The organism is Halobacteriovorax sp. HFRX-2_2, assembly GCF_043196705.1.
GTDB lineage: Bacteria > Bdellovibrionota > Bacteriovoracia > Bacteriovoracales > Bacteriovoracaceae > Halobacteriovorax_A.
Map to the genome: position 1 here is coordinate 1 of NZ_JBEBMT010000003.1, position 15,434 is coordinate 15,434.

At 36.2% G+C, this 15,434-nt stretch carries 19 protein-coding genes; 15 read left to right on the top strand and 4 right to left on the bottom strand.

Annotation, left to right across the window (positions count from 1 at the left end):
* Positions 1-181: 181 nt before the first annotated feature.
* Both ABMA79_RS10525 and ABMA79_RS10530 read right to left on the bottom strand, forming a co-directional pair.
* Positions 182-1,192 (bottom strand): glycosyltransferase family 9 protein, encoded by a 1,011-nt coding sequence (locus tag ABMA79_RS10525; RefSeq protein WP_393092463.1) that lies wholly within the window; start codon positions 1,190-1,192, stop codon positions 182-184.
* 80 nt (positions 1,193-1,272) lie between these two features.
* On the bottom strand, positions 1,273-2,310 hold the full coding sequence (locus tag ABMA79_RS10530; protein ID WP_392860235.1) for a porin: 1,038 nt from the start codon (positions 2,308-2,310) through the stop codon (positions 1,273-1,275).
* 121 nt (positions 2,311-2,431) lie between these two features.
* On the opposite strand from ABMA79_RS10530, the gene rimM reads away from it, so the two are divergent.
* The 7 genes from rimM (at position 2,432) to ABMA79_RS10565 (ending at position 6,219) form a co-directional block, all read left to right on the top strand.
* Complete coding sequence (gene rimM, locus ABMA79_RS10535; RefSeq protein ID WP_392860237.1) at positions 2,432-2,965, top strand: ribosome maturation factor RimM; 534 nt, start codon at positions 2,432-2,434, stop codon at positions 2,963-2,965.
* Positions 2,965-3,687: a tRNA (guanosine(37)-N1)-methyltransferase TrmD gene (gene trmD, locus ABMA79_RS10540; protein ID WP_392860239.1), complete on the top strand. Its 723-nt coding sequence runs from the start codon at positions 2,965-2,967 to the stop codon at positions 3,685-3,687. The genes rimM and trmD overlap by 1 nt, the downstream gene beginning before the upstream one ends.
* Before the next feature lie 13 nt (positions 3,688-3,700).
* Positions 3,701-4,282: an RNA methyltransferase gene (locus tag ABMA79_RS10545; RefSeq protein WP_392912032.1), complete on the top strand. Its 582-nt coding sequence runs from the start codon at positions 3,701-3,703 to the stop codon at positions 4,280-4,282.
* 67 nt (positions 4,283-4,349) lie between these two features.
* Positions 4,350-4,712, top strand: coding sequence for a 50S ribosomal protein L19 (gene rplS, locus ABMA79_RS10550; RefSeq protein ID WP_392860242.1), 363 nt, complete (start codon positions 4,350-4,352; stop codon positions 4,710-4,712).
* Between the two features lie 61 nt (positions 4,713-4,773).
* Positions 4,774-5,436 (top strand): ribonuclease HII, encoded by a 663-nt coding sequence (locus tag ABMA79_RS10555; RefSeq protein WP_392860244.1) that lies wholly within the window; start codon positions 4,774-4,776, stop codon positions 5,434-5,436.
* Entirely contained in the window at positions 5,414-5,701 is a 288-nt protein-coding gene (locus ABMA79_RS10560; protein WP_392860245.1) for a hypothetical protein, read from the top strand. Before ABMA79_RS10555 ends, ABMA79_RS10560 begins: the two co-directional genes overlap by 23 nt.
* 47 nt (positions 5,702-5,748) lie before the next feature.
* Positions 5,749-6,219, top strand: coding sequence for a hypothetical protein (locus tag ABMA79_RS10565; RefSeq protein ID WP_392860247.1), 471 nt, complete (start codon positions 5,749-5,751; stop codon positions 6,217-6,219).
* On the opposite strand, the gene ABMA79_RS10570 is transcribed toward ABMA79_RS10565, so the two are convergent.
* Positions 6,210-6,593, bottom strand: coding sequence for an STAS domain-containing protein (locus ABMA79_RS10570; RefSeq protein ID WP_392860249.1), 384 nt, complete (start codon positions 6,591-6,593; stop codon positions 6,210-6,212). The two genes, ABMA79_RS10565 and ABMA79_RS10570, sit on opposite strands and share 10 nt — an antisense overlap.
* 131 nt (positions 6,594-6,724) lie before the next feature.
* Between ABMA79_RS10570 and rsmI the strand changes: the two genes are divergently transcribed.
* The 8 genes from rsmI (at position 6,725) to ABMA79_RS10610 (ending at position 14,846) form a co-directional block, all read left to right on the top strand.
* Positions 6,725-7,543 carry a 16S rRNA (cytidine(1402)-2'-O)-methyltransferase gene (gene rsmI / locus ABMA79_RS10575; RefSeq protein WP_392860250.1) on the top strand — a complete coding sequence of 273 codons (819 nt, stop codon included), beginning with the start codon at positions 6,725-6,727 and terminating at the stop codon, positions 7,541-7,543.
* A 73-nt stretch (positions 7,544-7,616) separates the two neighbouring features.
* A complete protein-coding gene (locus tag ABMA79_RS10580; RefSeq protein WP_393092466.1) occupies positions 7,617-8,384 on the top strand; it encodes an MBL fold metallo-hydrolase in 768 nt (255 codons plus the stop codon).
* Between the two features lie 46 nt (positions 8,385-8,430).
* Complete coding sequence (locus ABMA79_RS10585) at positions 8,431-9,702, top strand: hypothetical protein (RefSeq protein ID WP_393092469.1); 1,272 nt, start codon at positions 8,431-8,433, stop codon at positions 9,700-9,702.
* Complete coding sequence (locus ABMA79_RS10590) at positions 9,638-12,049, top strand: LPS-assembly protein LptD (protein ID WP_392860256.1); 2,412 nt, start codon at positions 9,638-9,640, stop codon at positions 12,047-12,049. Before ABMA79_RS10585 ends, ABMA79_RS10590 begins: the two co-directional genes overlap by 65 nt.
* On the top strand, positions 12,046-12,678 hold the full coding sequence (locus ABMA79_RS10595; RefSeq protein ID WP_393092472.1) for an aminodeoxychorismate/anthranilate synthase component II: 633 nt from the start codon (positions 12,046-12,048) through the stop codon (positions 12,676-12,678). The genes ABMA79_RS10590 and ABMA79_RS10595 overlap by 4 nt, the downstream gene beginning before the upstream one ends.
* 10 nt (positions 12,679-12,688) lie before the next feature.
* Complete coding sequence (locus ABMA79_RS10600; protein WP_393092475.1) at positions 12,689-13,354, top strand: hypothetical protein; 666 nt, start codon at positions 12,689-12,691, stop codon at positions 13,352-13,354.
* Between the two features lie 24 nt (positions 13,355-13,378).
* On the top strand, positions 13,379-14,137 hold the full coding sequence (gene surE, locus ABMA79_RS10605) for a 5'/3'-nucleotidase SurE (RefSeq protein WP_392860260.1): 759 nt from the start codon (positions 13,379-13,381) through the stop codon (positions 14,135-14,137).
* Between the two features lie 55 nt (positions 14,138-14,192).
* Positions 14,193-14,846: a M23 family metallopeptidase gene (locus ABMA79_RS10610; protein WP_392860261.1), complete on the top strand. Its 654-nt coding sequence runs from the start codon at positions 14,193-14,195 to the stop codon at positions 14,844-14,846.
* Here the strand turns inward: ABMA79_RS10610 and ABMA79_RS10615 are convergent.
* Positions 14,823-15,416, bottom strand: a complete 594-nt coding sequence (locus ABMA79_RS10615; protein WP_392860262.1) for an exonuclease domain-containing protein — start codon at positions 15,414-15,416, stop codon at positions 14,823-14,825. The two genes, ABMA79_RS10610 and ABMA79_RS10615, sit on opposite strands and share 24 nt — an antisense overlap.
* Positions 15,417-15,434 lie beyond the last annotated feature (18 nt).

Below are 15,434 nucleotides of genomic sequence, written 5' to 3' on the forward strand. Positions count from 1 at the left end.
GCCCGCTTGCGCCGAAGGTAGTGCCAGGGTAACTTGGTGTGAGACTAGGAAGATGCACCTTCTATATAAAAAGCCAGGTCAATGATCTGGCTTTTTTTTTGCCTTTTTTTAAGATTAAATTTCATACGACATTACAGATCCTTGCTTTAAGGATTAATCATTTCTTTATATTATGTATGGGCTATAAGATAGAAGTAATTTTTTCGAATACTTCTTCAACACTTATTAAGTTCATCATATCATCTTCTTTTACTCGAAAACGCCATGGAACTTCATTTGGAGACTTATGGAAGTACTTCTCTAGAGCTCTAGGATAAGCATTAACACAATTATCTATCTGTCCGAATGGTCCAGTGTACTCTGGAGGAACGGCCGTATAGAGACCTATTACTGGCCTACTTAGAGCTGCCGCCATATGGGCGGGACCTGAGTCCGGTGCGATAACTAGCTTTGATTTTAGAAATACATTCTTTAAACCATTTAAAGATGTTTTTCCGCAAAGATTAATTATGTTAGCTTTTGATTCTTTTTCAATGGAGTCACAAATATCCTTATCGCTTGGAATACCTGTCAGTACGACAGGAAGCTTTAATTTCTCTTCAATTTGATTTGTTAGCTCGATATAGCTTTTTGTTGGCCATGTTCTTTGTAGTGAAGATGCCTTTGGGTGGATAACGATAAAGTTATCTGAAGGAAGTTGTGCAACCTCTTCTTTTGTATAAGGAAGGTTAAACTCAATTTCCTTTGAATCGATACCTAAGTAATCACTGAAACCAAGAAAAGCGTTAACAGAGTGTTCTTTTTTGAAAGGAATTGTTTCAGAGGTGAAGATCTTTTGGAGATCACGTCCTCTTTTTGAGTCAAAGCCAATCTTTCTCTTTGCTTTTATAAAAGGATAGATAAAGTTAATTCTTAAGTTTGCCTGTGTGCAAAGAAGTAGATCAAAATTATAAGGAGCAAATACTCTCTTTAATTTGAAGTAATCCTTTAACTTCTTTGGCTTATCTATTTTTATAAGCTCAATATCCTCAATGCCTTCTATTAGAGGAGCAAAGGTATTGCTTGTAATATAATAGATCTTAGCATTTGGGTAAGCTTTACGAATGCGATTGAGCATTGGCAGAGTCCAAATAATGTCCCCAAGGGCCGAAGTTCGCATGATGGCAATTGAATTAATTTGATCAGATTTCATTTGGCTATTATAGTGATATTTTTTGAAAAAGAAAGGCCCACTTTTTAGTGGGCCTTAAAGTATTTAGCTAATTTGAAAAATTAGAATTTTAACTGAACACCAGCTGCTGCCATTGATGCATCATTTTGAGTTGCACCAGCATCAACTTCATATGTTAGGTAAGTAATATTGAAGTCAATATTCTTATTAAACATATATCTGTAGTGAGCCGCAATTTGAGTGTAGTCATTATTAAGATCTTTCTCGTCACGGTTTTGGTATGTTACTGTGAAAACGTTTTTGTTTAGCATATAAGTGATACCAGCAAGGATACGATCGATTTCGTTATCAGCTGCAGTTGTATCATTATTTTCGATACTGTAACCAAGGTTGATTTTGAAGCTACCCATTCCAAGGTTTACACCTGCAAGAGTGTAGTTGCTGTCTTCAGTTGCAGCACTTGCCCATTGGTCATAACCAGCGTAAAGGTCTAGATCAACCTTATCCATTTTTCTTTGGTATCTAACAAGACCTGAGTAGTGAGTGTCACCGTAGTTAGCTGTAGGGTCGTTGTCGTTACCATTTCCACGATCAGTTGAAAGAGCAATTGTAAGTCCACCCATGCTTGGTGTTTCATATGAGAACATATCTGTTCTTGCACGGTATCTGAAACCTAGTCCACCAGATGCAGCACCGTCAATTCTTGCGCTTGTGTCAGAACCTGCCATTGAGGCTACAGTTGAGCTTAGTGGATCAGACTTAAGCATTACATAGTCAAGTGGAGTATATGTTTGACCCATTTTGAATGTACCAAATGATGTCTTTGCTCCAATTGCTGCTTGTCTCATTCTGATTCTGTAGTCATTACCAGCATTTCCTTTAGTTGAGTTAAGACCCATTTCTAGTACGTAAGTACCTTCAATTCCTTCAACTCCCCATTTTCCTTTTGCTCCAAGTCTAGACTCAGAAGAATCAACGTCAACAAAACCTGAAAAAGAAGTTCTGTTTGAGTTTTCGTTGTCAGTGTAAAGTGCAACTCTGTTTAATTTTCCATAAATTGTTGGCGCATCAATTGTTGCAGTCGCCGCGATTGTTGGAATTGCAACTAGAGAAGCTGCAACTGTCATTAGTTTTTTCATAATTCTCTCCATGAATAAATAATCTAATATAAATATTAAAACGATAGCTAATAAAAATGGCAAGTTAAATACCTGAAAAATATAATGATGATTTAATGAAGAGGTCATGGTATAAGGCAACATGAAGAAAAATTTAGAAAATATGGTTTTACTTGGTACAGCAACTAGGCCCCATGGAATTAAGGGTGCGTTTGTATTCAACCTTGAAAATAAGGTTAATAGCGTTCTTGGAAATGGCTCGACGTTTATGGCCATGCCTCTAAGTGGAAGTAAAATTAGTAAAGATGGTGAAGAAAAAGAAATTAAGACAATTTCTTTTGGTAATAAAGTCATCGCATACTTGAGTGGTGTTGATAATCGCAATATTACTGAAGAGATGCTTCCTTTTGAAATCTATGTTAGCCGCGATATTTTTCCAGATATTGAAGATGAAGACGAGTTCTATATGTCCGATATTGTGGGTTTAGATGTCTATGACCTAGAGAAGGAAGATATTGTGGGCAAGGTTGTGAAGTACTTTGATAATGGTGCTCATATTGTTCTTGTTACGAAAGTGAATGGAAAGCATGTGGATATCCCATTTGTTGATCATTTTGTTAAATTAGTAAATTTAGAAGAGAATCGTGTGGAGTGCTACATTCCACATCTAATGTAATGAAAAAAGTTTGGGTTTTAACATTATTTCCACAGTTCTTCGCCGCCTTCAAAGATAGTGGTGTAATTGGTAAGTTTCTGGGAAATGAAGTTGAGTTTAATACGCTTTATCTAGGTGACTTTTCACCAAAAAGTTTTAAAGGCGTTGATGGTGCTCCATATGGTGGAGGCCCAGGTATGGTGATTCGCGCTGATGTGTTAGAGCGTGGAATTAATCATATTCTAGAGACTCAGTCCCTTGATAAGTCTCAGTTAGAGATTATTTATACTTCTCCTCGTGGGGATGTTTTTGATAATGAAGAAGCAAAAGAATTGGCCAAAGGCTTTCAACAGAATAATAAGCAATATGTTTTTATCTGTGGCCGCTATGAGGGGATTGATGAGCGCTTCATCTCTCAATATGTAACAAAAGTGATCTCGCTAGGGGACTATGTTCTATCTGGTGGAGAGTTGGCCGTTATGACTATCGTTGACGCCATGATGAGGTTCTTACCAAAAGCGCTTGGTAATGAAGATAGTGCGATTCTTGATTCTTTTGAGGATGGGCTTATTGAAGGACCGGTTTATACGAGACCGGCCGAGTTTAATGACGAAAGAGTCCCTGACGTTTTATTAGAGGGAAATCATAAGTTGATTGATGAGTTTAATCACAGTAAAAAGTTAGAATATACAAAGAAGTATAGGCCTGATTTATACAAAGCCTATATGAGAAATAAAGATTAAGGATATACTAAAGATGAAAGATAATATTTATCTGGGCCTAGTACACCACCCAATTAAAAATAAGAGAGATGATATTGTTACGACTTCTGTAACAAATCTTGATATTCACGATATTGCTAGAAGCTGTCGTACATTTGGAATTAAGAATTACTTTATTGTGACGCCTCTTGAGGCCCAACATAAGTTAGTTAATCGAATCCTTGGTCACTGGGAAGAGGATGATGCTGGTGTTTATAATCCTGATCGTCAGGATGCACTCGCTATTGCACGTCTCGTAAATTCAGTAGAAGAAGGGATTAATAAAATCAAGGAGATAGAAGGCGTTGAGCCTTTAGTTTGTGTTACTGGAGCGAATTTTGATTCAAATAACGGTGTAGAAACTGACCTGATCAATAATGCGCGCCTTGACAAAAAGCCTATCTTCCTGTTATTTGGTACAGGATGGGGTCTTCACGCACAAGTACTCGAACGGGCACATTTCGCGCTTGAGCCAATTTTTGGTGGAAGTGCAGATGGATATAATCACTTGTCTGTTCGCTCGGCAGTTGCCATCTATTTAGATCGACTGAATAGTGCCTCTGAGACTTTGAAATAGAATTTGCTTAAGAACAACACTGTGTTGGTCCTCTGAGAAGTTCAAAACGTTATTGTAGGAGTTCGTAATGAATTTAGTAGACGTTGTAAATGAAAATTACAAGAACGCAAATGTAGAGTCTTTCCCAACTTTTAAAACTGGGGATACTGTTGCTGTTCACGCAAGAATCACTGAAGGTCAAAAATCTCGTATTCAGATTTTCCAAGGTGTAGTTATTGCAATGAAAGAAGAAGGTAAACTATCTGGTCACTTCAGAGTTAGAAAAGTTTCTTCTGGAATTGGTGTTGAAAGGGTATTCCCATTTCACTCACCAAACGTAGAAAAGATTGAGATCGTTCAAAGAGGTAAATCTAGAAGATCTAAGCTTTACTACCTTAGAGATCGTTCAGGTAAATCTGCACGTATCGCAATTGACTACGATAGAAAGTAATTTAAAAAACTATTTAAGTCATAAAGAGGCCCGCTTTATAGTGGGCCTTCTTTTTTAAGCTATGTTTGAAAATCAATTTATTACAGATCACGAATTTATCTTAGCAACTGATGAAGTTGGTAGAGGTCCTCTTGCTGGACCTGTTGTTACTTGTGCAATAAAAGTACAGGTCACAAAATTAGACACTCTAATTGAAGCTCTTAATTCATTAGGAGTAACAGACTCTAAGAAATTAACACTTAAGAAAATGGAAAGTATTCTTGATCAATTAGGTATTCAAAAATTTTTGAAAAATAATGAGCATGATCTATTTGAATATAGTGTTGAGAAAGTTACACCCAAGAAAATTGATGAGCTTAATATTTTTCAGGCAAGCTTACTAGGGATGAAAAAAAGTTGTCACAATCTTCTTTGCGATTCAAAGTCTGTTGTTCTAGTAGATGGAAAGTTTCCATTCTCTTCTAAGAAAATTAAAGATATTCATCCAATCATTAAAGGTGACTCAAAGTCGTCACTTATAGGCCTGGCCTCAATCATTGCAAAAGTATGTCGTGATCATATTATGATTAAAGAAGCTAAGAAGTATCCTCATTACGGATTTGAAAAAAATGCTGGATATCCTACGGCCGTTCATCGCAATGCCATCGCAGAATATGGTATTACCCCGATTCATCGTAAATCATTTAAAGGGGTAAAAGAATTTGTCACACCAGAAAATTGCTAAGGGGATATCGCTCGAAATTGAGAAGTCTCGTATTGTACACCGCGAATCAGTTCCTCTTTTAATTTGTCCGACGATGTTGCGCCGTCTTGGGTGTGGCCAAGTCGATATTGCTGGAATCTACAAGTATAATGGAGAGTACTTAATTAGAGTTTTTGAAGTGAAATCCAGTGGCTTTATGTCCCATTCTCAGAAGCAAAGATTGTTAAATAGTGCTCACTTTATTTCTTCTTATTTTGAAATATCGTGCACAGTGTCGCTAGTTTGAACAACATTTACCTTGCATCGAACGAGGCCTTCTTTTACAATTTTCATATGGTTAAAAAATTATTCTTAATTACTCTTTTTATTTCAACAACTTTTACAAGCTTTCAAGCTAAAGCAGACATGGATCCTCGTGTGAAAATTGTCGCTTTAAATGCAGGATATGGAACTGTTGGTGGGGCACTACTTGGAACTGCCGCAATGGCATTCGGTTCTTCTGGTCGCTCTGTTGCCATTGGTGCATCTCTTGGACTTTATGCTGGTTTAATCTTTGGCGGCTATATTGTTGGAAGTCATGAGTATAGAAAGAATAATCGTATGCAACCAAGTCAGGAAAATTACTATTATCCTGATACAAACGATAGTCCTTATCAGGATTCGCGCTTTCAAGGCGGTGGGTACAATTATCAAGGATCAATTAATCAGGATGGCTTTTCTTTAGAAGGCCCGGCCGAAATTGGTTTTAAACAAGAACGCCCAGGCCAAGATTTTTATGTGAATCTTTTAAATTATCAGTTCTGAAAAGTACGTTTCTTCTGACCGTAGAATTGTGAAAGTTCTGTATCGTCAGTTTCGAATTCGTTAATTAGAATTTCCATTGCATCAAAATTGTAGATCTTAAATACTTTTAAAAATTCTGGCGCAACATTGGAAAGTCTAACCTGATCACGTCTTTTGTTTAGGGCCTTAATTGTATCAACAAATACACCAATTCCAGACGAGCCAACAAAGTTAAGGGCCGTTAGGTCAAGAGTGATTAATGAAGTAGGGTGAGTGTTAGTGATTGACGCTAACTCCTGCTTAAGAGGGATGATATTTTCATAATCCATTCCACCTTCGATATGAACAGTGATATTTCCTGTTGAATCTGTACGTACTCTTGCTTGCATTGTCATTTAAACTCCTTCTTCTACAAAATAACAGCATCTGATACTTATTGTAACGCATGGCGCATTAAGATTTTAGATGGAAGTTATTTCTTATGTAAGTTATAAATAAAGGGAATCATTAAAAATTAGGATTAAGCTTGAGACTAACACTTGTAACAACACCAATAGGAAACCTTGGGGATATAACTGAGAATATGCGTCAGGCATTTTGTAGTTGTGATCTTGTTCTTGCTGAAGATACTCGTGTTTTTCGCTCTCTCTTATCAAAATTAGAAATTGAGCGTTCAGACTTGAAAGTTGTTTCATTCAACGATCACTCTCAAGATAGTCTTCCTTATTTTCTTGGGCTGATTAAGTCAGCACAAATGCCAATTCTTGTTTCAGATGCAGGTAGTCCGATCATCTCTGATCCGGGACATATTTTAGTAAAAGAGCTTATTAAAGAAGGTGGAGAAGTAACATCTGTTGCAGGGCCAAGTGCTGTTACTGTAGCTCTTGAGTTAAGTGGGATGGCGCCAAATCCATTTTGCTTTTATGGCTTCCTACCACGAAAGAAAGGTGAGATTTCATCAAAGTTTCAGCAAGCTTATCAAGCAAATGTAACGTCTCTCTTTTTTGAATCTCCTCATCGTGTTCATGGAACTCTCGAGCAATTATCGCAAGAATTTCCTGAAGCTCAGGTCAGTGTTTGTCGTGAACTAACAAAGAAGTTTGAGGAGTGTGTTCGTTTTTATGCCAAGGACTTTAAACAAGAGATGGTCAATGCAAAAGGAGAGTTTGTTCTTGTTATCTCATGGCCTAAGTTAGAAGGGGCCAATACTGCTTCAAATGAAGAGTTTGAGAAGTTGGCACAGAACTATCTTGGCAAGCAGACCCCAAAAAACCTTGCAAAATTACTGGCAAAAATTACTAATCGAAAGACGCAAGATATTTATCAAGAGCTTACTTCTAAATAATCCTTTTTTTCCAGTGTCTTATTACTAGTAAAAATTTCTAATCCAAGTTAAAATTAAATAAATTGGAGTTAGAATGATCGTTAAAGTCATTGGAGGCCACGGTGGGGTCTCTCCACAGTGTCGAGCAACATCGTACTTAGTGGATGATAAATTATTAATTGATGCAGGATCTGTTGCAACAGGTATAAGTGTAAAAGAACAAACAGAGATAGATAATATTCTTATTTCACATTCTCACCTAGATCATATTTCTGACTTGGCCTTTCTGGCCGATAATTGTTTTGGTTTAAAAGATAATCCTTTCTATATTTGGACTTCGAAAGAGGTACAATCAAATATTCAAAAGCACCTACTTAATGATGAGATTTGGCCGGACTTTACAAAACTTCCAACCGAAAGTGATCCTACTTTAAAGTTTTCAAATATTGAAAGTGGAGAAACAAAGAAGATTGGAGAATATACTGTCCATGCAGTCAAAGTGAATCACTTTGCTGGATCACTTGGTTTTATTATTGAAAAGGGTGACAGTGCTATTATCTTTACACAGGATACTGGCCCAACAGATGCGATTTGGGAAAAGGCCAAGACCATTAATAATATTAAAGCGATCTTTTCGGAAGTGAGCTTTCCTAATTCATACCTTCAACTAGCGACAGATAGTCGTCATCATACTGCTGAGACAATGGGCCTTGAAATAAAAAAGATGCCTAAGGATATTCCTATTTACTTGGGGCATCTAAAGCCAAATTACTTAGATCAGCTAACGAAAGAAATTGATGCTATTAATGGAGATGGCCGAATTAATATTCTGGCCTCGGAAAGTAAGGCCTATAAGTTTTAAGAGATTTTTATAGTCAAAAATTTCTTTTCGTGAGATATCTCTTGCCGTGAAAAATACAGATACTTCCAATTGTCAAAAACTAGAAGGCGCGTTTTTAGCACGTCTAACACAACTATGTGGTAAGGAGAGTTTTAGACCAAAGCTTGATCACATCAGAGACTTTCTTATTCATGATAGACGTGTCATTGAGTCGCGATCTAAGGTTATTATAGTTGGTGGGACAAATGGCAAGGGTGAGACTTGCCATGGCTTAAGCCACCTTTATCAAAGAGCTGGTTTTACGAGCTGTTTGTGGACTTCTCCTCATGTTCTTTCAATCACTGAACGATTTAAATTAAATGAAAGTAATATTTCAATAGAAGATTTAACTGAATTACTTAATGAGCACGAAGAAGTTATTAGAGATCTTAAACTCTCTTTTTACGAAGCCTTATTTGTTCTCTTTATAAAATTTGCTCTTAAGCATAAAACTGATTTTGTCATTCTCGAAGTTGGCCTCGGTGGCCGCTTTGATGCAACAAATATTTTTACAAGGCCCATTGCTGCGATAACCTCTATCGGCCTAGATCATACAGAGATCTTAGGTAGTACTTTAAAAGAAATTTTATTTGAGAAATATGGTATTACACGCATGGGTGGAAAGTTGTTTGAAAATGTAGAGCAAACTTTCCTAAAAGATATTCTATCTCAATGGTGTGGACGTGATGATATTACTTTAACTTCTGTCACACAAAATAAGGACTTACCTTATTTTGAGAAGAATAGACAAATGGCAATAGCTCTTTATCAGGAGTCGACAGGGCAAAAGCTTGATGAAGAAATTATCTCTACTATTCAATGGCCACTTACTCCTGGTCGCTGGGATCGTATGAGTGTTGATGGCAGAGACTTTGTTTTTGTTGGAGCTCATAATCAACTAGGACATAAAGAGTTATTAAAAAGTATTTCAGATTGCCAAGGACAAGAGACATATGATGTTCTCATGAGTTTTTCTTCAGGAAGAGAAGCTCAGATAAAATCAACTTTGAAGCTATACGAAACTTATCCTTGTGTTATTAAGTCCATTAATATTTTAAGCTATGAGCACGAAAGGGCCCTTAGTAAAGAAACACTTCAACAAAACTTAAAGACAGGCACAAAAGTGTATGAATTGCACAATTTTCTCGATACAATATTAAGTACTAATGAGGAAATTGACGCAAAAAAACAATCAAATATCGAATCACTTAGATCTGGTTCCAACAAAATACTTGTTGTGGGCTCTTATTACTTTATCGCTTGTATGCAAAAGTATCTTCGTTCTAAGTATTCAAACTAATACCTATGCAGACACTCCAAAGGTTTTGGCCTTTGGTGAAAATGATGAAGTCCAAATTCTTTCAGATAAAGCTTATCGTAAAAGTAGTGATAACTCATATGAGGCACATGGTAATGTTATTATCAAACTTGGAAATGATACGATCTACGGTGAAAAGGCGAGTATCTCTCTAGCGACAAAAATTGGAAAGATCTGGGGGAATGTTCGTTATGCCGGCCCTAAGTTCAATCTCTATGGAACACAAATTTCATACTCTCTACAAAAGGCAGAGTTCTCTGTTAAAAATGCCAAACTAGTTGATGAAAACTTTGTTTTAAGAGGTAAGGAAATTGTTCGCCATGATAGTGGTGTTTTTAAGGCCATTGAAGCTGAGTTTACAACTTGTAAGGACTGTCCTGAGTCATGGAGTATTCAAGGTCAAGAGGTAACAGTTGTCCCGGATGACTATATTAGCCTGAAACATGCTTTTGTAAAAATTAATGGTGTAATCATTGTTTATATTCCATATGTTTCTCTACCAATCAGAAAGGTCAGAGAGTCAGGACTTTTATTTCCAACGATCGGCCTTGACTTTGATGAAGGCTTTTATTTCAAGCAACCAATCTTTTGGGCCATCAATGATAATAGTGATGCTACTTTTTCTCCTACTGTCTTTGGAAAGCGTGGAAATGGATTAGCTGTTGAGTATCGAAATACTCTTGGAAAATATTCTAATATTGAGTTTGATGGAAAAACTGTAAATGATAAAATATGGCAACCTGGAAAGCTAGACCTTGAGCCTAGTGGAGAGGATGAGATCAGAGGCGCTTATAAGCTTAATTACTTCTACCATCCAAATAATAAGTTATCTTTCTGGGCCAACTCAACATACCTAACAGATCTTGATATTCAAAGTGACTATGAAGAGTATTTTGAAAAAAATATTTATATGGGAAGTGAGAAGGGTTCACGTCTTTCTACTGACTATATGGGTGATTCTGTTATTGCAAACTTATACTCAAGCTTTATGAGCAATAGTATCTTTAGTGATCCTGAAGGCTTTGATACTGATTATGTTCAAAATACTGCAAGGCTTGGTGTTGGTCATAGGCCATTTAATATCTTCAATTCGAAAGGCATTCTTTCTAAAATTAACTTTTATCAAAATTTGAAGTTTGACTATTTCAAACAAGATGTTGTGAATGAAAACTTATATTATAGAAATATTCAGCGCTTTGATTATAATCCATCTTTAGAGTTTGTCCTTAGGCCTATCTCACACATTAATATAAAAATGGAATCAGGCCTTGATGCTCAATACTATGTTCTGCCAACTGAAAATACTGAAAAACAGAATGGATACAAATACGGAAATTACGTTAATACATCAATGTGGGTGGATATTGAGAAAGTTTATGGCCGAGCTTATATCCAAGAAGAGATTGTTAAACCAGTTCTTATTGAAGATACAGAGAGAAACTTAATCGCTAAAATCCCGCGCTCAGAAAGTGAAGAGTTAGATGTTAGAAAATTATATCGTTCTTCTTATAAGCATAGTCTTAAGTTTGGCCTTAATCACTTTTATTATAATGCTCAAAAGTATCGTGGTAATGAAAAGCTAGGTGACCAATTCGCTCTACTTGAGGATAATGGACGTTTTGATGAAAGGGATATTATTAGAGGTCGAAATAACACACTTCAAGATGTATCAACACGTACTGACTTACCAGAGTCTAATACGATTGAATTAGTATTTAATAATAATATATTGAAAAAAACACCTAAGCCTAATTATCAGATGTTTAAGAATTTCAATTATCAACTTGATAATTATGAATATTCAAAAATTGCATACTTTAATATTTCACAAGGTTTAATCCTTGAAGATAATGATGATTCTACGACAGATACAAGTGAGCGATTAACAAGACTTGCAATCTTAAGTGGACTAAACCTTAATAACTTTTCATTAAATCTTTCTGAGTATTACTTCCACACGGAGAGTAAGCATATCACTTCATTAAGTATGAGACACGATCTAAGAAGATTTCAGTATGAACTAGGGTTTAATTACGACTCATTCTCTGAAGATCGTCGCTACTTTACGATTGATGTGGACTTTGAATTGAATGATATCTTTTCATTTAGAACAGGTTACTATTACGACTTTGAACTTGAAAGAGTTTATGAGTCCTACCTTGGTACTCGATATAATCCTTTAAATAATTGTTGGGTATTTGATATTGAGTATAGGCAAAAAGATGAGTTTGTTAATAATAAGCTAAATCTCGATCAGTCGATTTCGTTAAAGATTCTTATTAACTATAATGCTAAGAATTTTGACTCTGTCTTTGGGGTAACTTTGTGAAGCTAGTCTTTATCGACTTTGAAGATAGTTTTACAAATAATATACTCTCTTACTTTAATGATTTTGACTTTGATATCGAAGTTATTAATTTTCGTAAGCTTTCGCTTTCAAATATCACTCATTCTCTAAAAAATAATCTAGTTGTTCTTGGCCCAGGCCCAGGCCATCCTGATGAGTATTTAAAACTATTTAGTGATGCTGAGATTGATTTTAAAGCTGAGCTTGAAAAAGCAAGACGTCTTGTCGGCATATGCCTTGGGCATCAAATAATTCTTCATTTGTTTGATGAGTTAAAAGTTGTGAGAAGTTCTAAACCGATGCATGGACAAGCAGTCGAGATGGAGTTAGGAGTGGACTCAATCTTATTTGATTGCTTTAGTGAAGTTGATAGGGAAGTTCTCATGAGGGCCAAGCTTCAGCGATACAACTCTTTAACATTGCAGGTTAGTAGTGGAGAGTATAAGTCTGGTAAATGGGAAAGTGAAACTCAGCTGGTTTTTGATAAAAATCATGAATTATTAATGGCATATAGGCCTAATCATTTTCTAACAATGCAGTTTCATCCAGAATCTGTAGGGACTTCATGCAATAATATCCTCTTTCAAGCAATGAATAAGTTTTTCATGTAGAATTATTAAGATGAGATTTGTACTTGAAGGTATATACGACAAAAGAGGATTTAAATTTGCCAATGAAATGGCAAAGGGAGCCTATGGTTTTGACTTTAGGCCAAGAAGTTTTAACTTCATCCAAGGTTATGTCGTTGAAGAGCTTTTAAGAGAGTCTCTACTTAAGCTTGAAGATATTGTTGAGCTTCATTTTGAAAACGATTCTCCTATCGTTATTGATTCAGTCATTGAACAAGTCTCAAAAATACATCCTAATATTAGAGTAAACTATGGCCAAAGTGGACTGCACACTAAAGAAGAATTAGAGAGGGCAGGTAGGCCATTTTCTATTATTTTTGATATTGCAGATTCCCAAGTTTATGAAAAGATTCAATCTCACTTATGCCAAAGTGTTGTTTTCTCATATGAAGATATTCATCGTATGTCAGATCAGGGCCAGCTTAATGCCTTTATCGTGAATTTCTATACAAAAGTAATGGCCTCTAAGAATGAGAAGTTTGAGTTAGGTGTTAAGTTAAATTGGAACTCAAATCTTTCAATTGGAATTATTGAGCAACTTGATCCTGACTATCTTAAGTATGAGATCTCGTCACAAGTTGAACGATGTTACCGTAATATCGATGTCCCTAAGCTATCAGAATACTTTGGTGCTACGATAAAGGCCCTTGCTATTTAATAGCTTTTGATGAATAAATAATCTATGAATATTTTACTCTCAAACGATGATGGATACTCTGCTGAAGGAATTCAGTGTCTTTACGAAAGTCTAAAAGATATTGCCAATGTTGCTATTGTTGCTCCAGATAAAGAGCGCTCAGCGACATCTCAGGCCCTTACACTTCACGATCCAATTAGAGTCGAAAAAATAAATGACTATACATTTAGTTGTAATGGTTACCCTGCAGATAGCGTTTTAATTGGAATTAATTCTGTTTTAGATTTTAGGCCAGACCTTGTTATTTCAGGAATTAACCATGGTGCTAACCTAGGACAAGATATCTATTATTCTGGAACTGTTGGTGCTGCAAGACAGGCCGTGTTTCAAGGAATTAGGGCCATTGCTGTTTCAACAGTAATGAGATCAAGTGATGAGGTTAGACACTTTCAAACGGCTGCTGAGATCGTTAGAAACCTAGTAAAAGATAAGTCCGATACTCTTTTAGAGATGCCAGAGTGCTCGCTGTTAAATATTAATGTACCAAATGTGTCGGCCAATGAGGTCGGTGAAATCGTTTGGACAACTCCTCAAATGAGAAGATACAGTGAAGAAGTGTATGAAAGGGTAGATCAAATGGGGCGCCAGTATTTTTGGATTGGTGGATCGCCTTTAGAGATCGATCCTGACACGACTTCAGATCACCACGCCATCATGAACGGAAATATTTCGTTTTCTTTCCTAAACCTTTTGAATTTTTCGTCCGATGTATTCCATGAATGGGCGGCAAAAATTTCCAAATAACTTTGATTAGTTGATTGAAATTGTCCTCATTTGCGATTTAAACGAATGAGGACAAATGAAGAAGTCATTGCTATTTCTTGCGACATTACTGACGATACTTAGTTGTACGACCCTTAAAAATGGCCGCTATATTAAGCTAACGGATAATTATAATGCTGAGAAACTGGCAGATATTTTTAATATTCCACAATGGCAAATTGAAGAGTTCAATAAGGGTGCCGCATTTAAGAAGGGTGATACAATCTTTCTACCATATAAGAATGGAATTCTTTATAATCGAGTTGAAGGTAGAACAATCTCTTCAATAAATTATCAAAAACTTCGCAAGAGCTCTCGTTTTCTTTGGCCGGTACCTTCATCTAATCGTGTCACATCTGGCTATGGACATCGCTGGGGAAGACCTCATGAGGGCATTGATATTGCCGCCCGCAAGGGAACCTATATTGTTTCAGCAGATGCAGGTGTTGTTGTCTTCAGTGGACGAAAGTCTGGTTACGGGAATATTACTGTTGTTTCACATGTTGGTGGTTTTTTTACGATCTATGCCCATAACCATAAAAATTACACAAGAAAAGGTCAAAAAGTTGCCCGTGGCCAGGTGATTGCAGCAGTAGGTAATACTGGGAAATCAACAGGTGACCACTTACACTTCGAAATTAGACACGACTCTAAGGCCTTTGACCCATTAGAGTTTTTTCACAAGCACTAGATCTAATAACTTAAAGTACATAAGTGCTGTATTAACTGCATCTTCGAGTGCTGTATGGGCAACATCTCCCATATTTAAAAACTTCATAAGCTTAGAACCCGATTCGCATTCAGCAGGAATTAATTCCATATCAATTAGGCCGTAAGCAATACATGAGAGGTCGAGTTGACGGTGTTCGAAGTATTTTCTCATAAAATCCCAACCAAGATCTCGAGTCATGAATGGAAGATCTATTGCACTCATGGACTTACCAAATAATGTAATTTTCTTATTTCCAAAGTACTCTTTAACTTCTTCAGACTCAAAGTAGTTAATAAGTTCTTGTTTGAAGCTTTCAAGGGAAAGGCCTTCTGCATGAGCTTTTTCGATCAATTCTTTATTGTGATCAATGACCCATTGATTTAAGTTAGGCTTGAGCTCTTCAAAGCTAGGGCACTTTATATAGAAGTGTTTTTTGAGTTCTTTATTTATTGTTTTTGTTTTTGCACAAAAGGGAACCATTGCAAACTCGATGATTAAGTCTTTTTCTTCTAATCCAGTTGCTTCAATATCAAATGATAAATAACGCATAGTTTTTCCCTTTTTAAA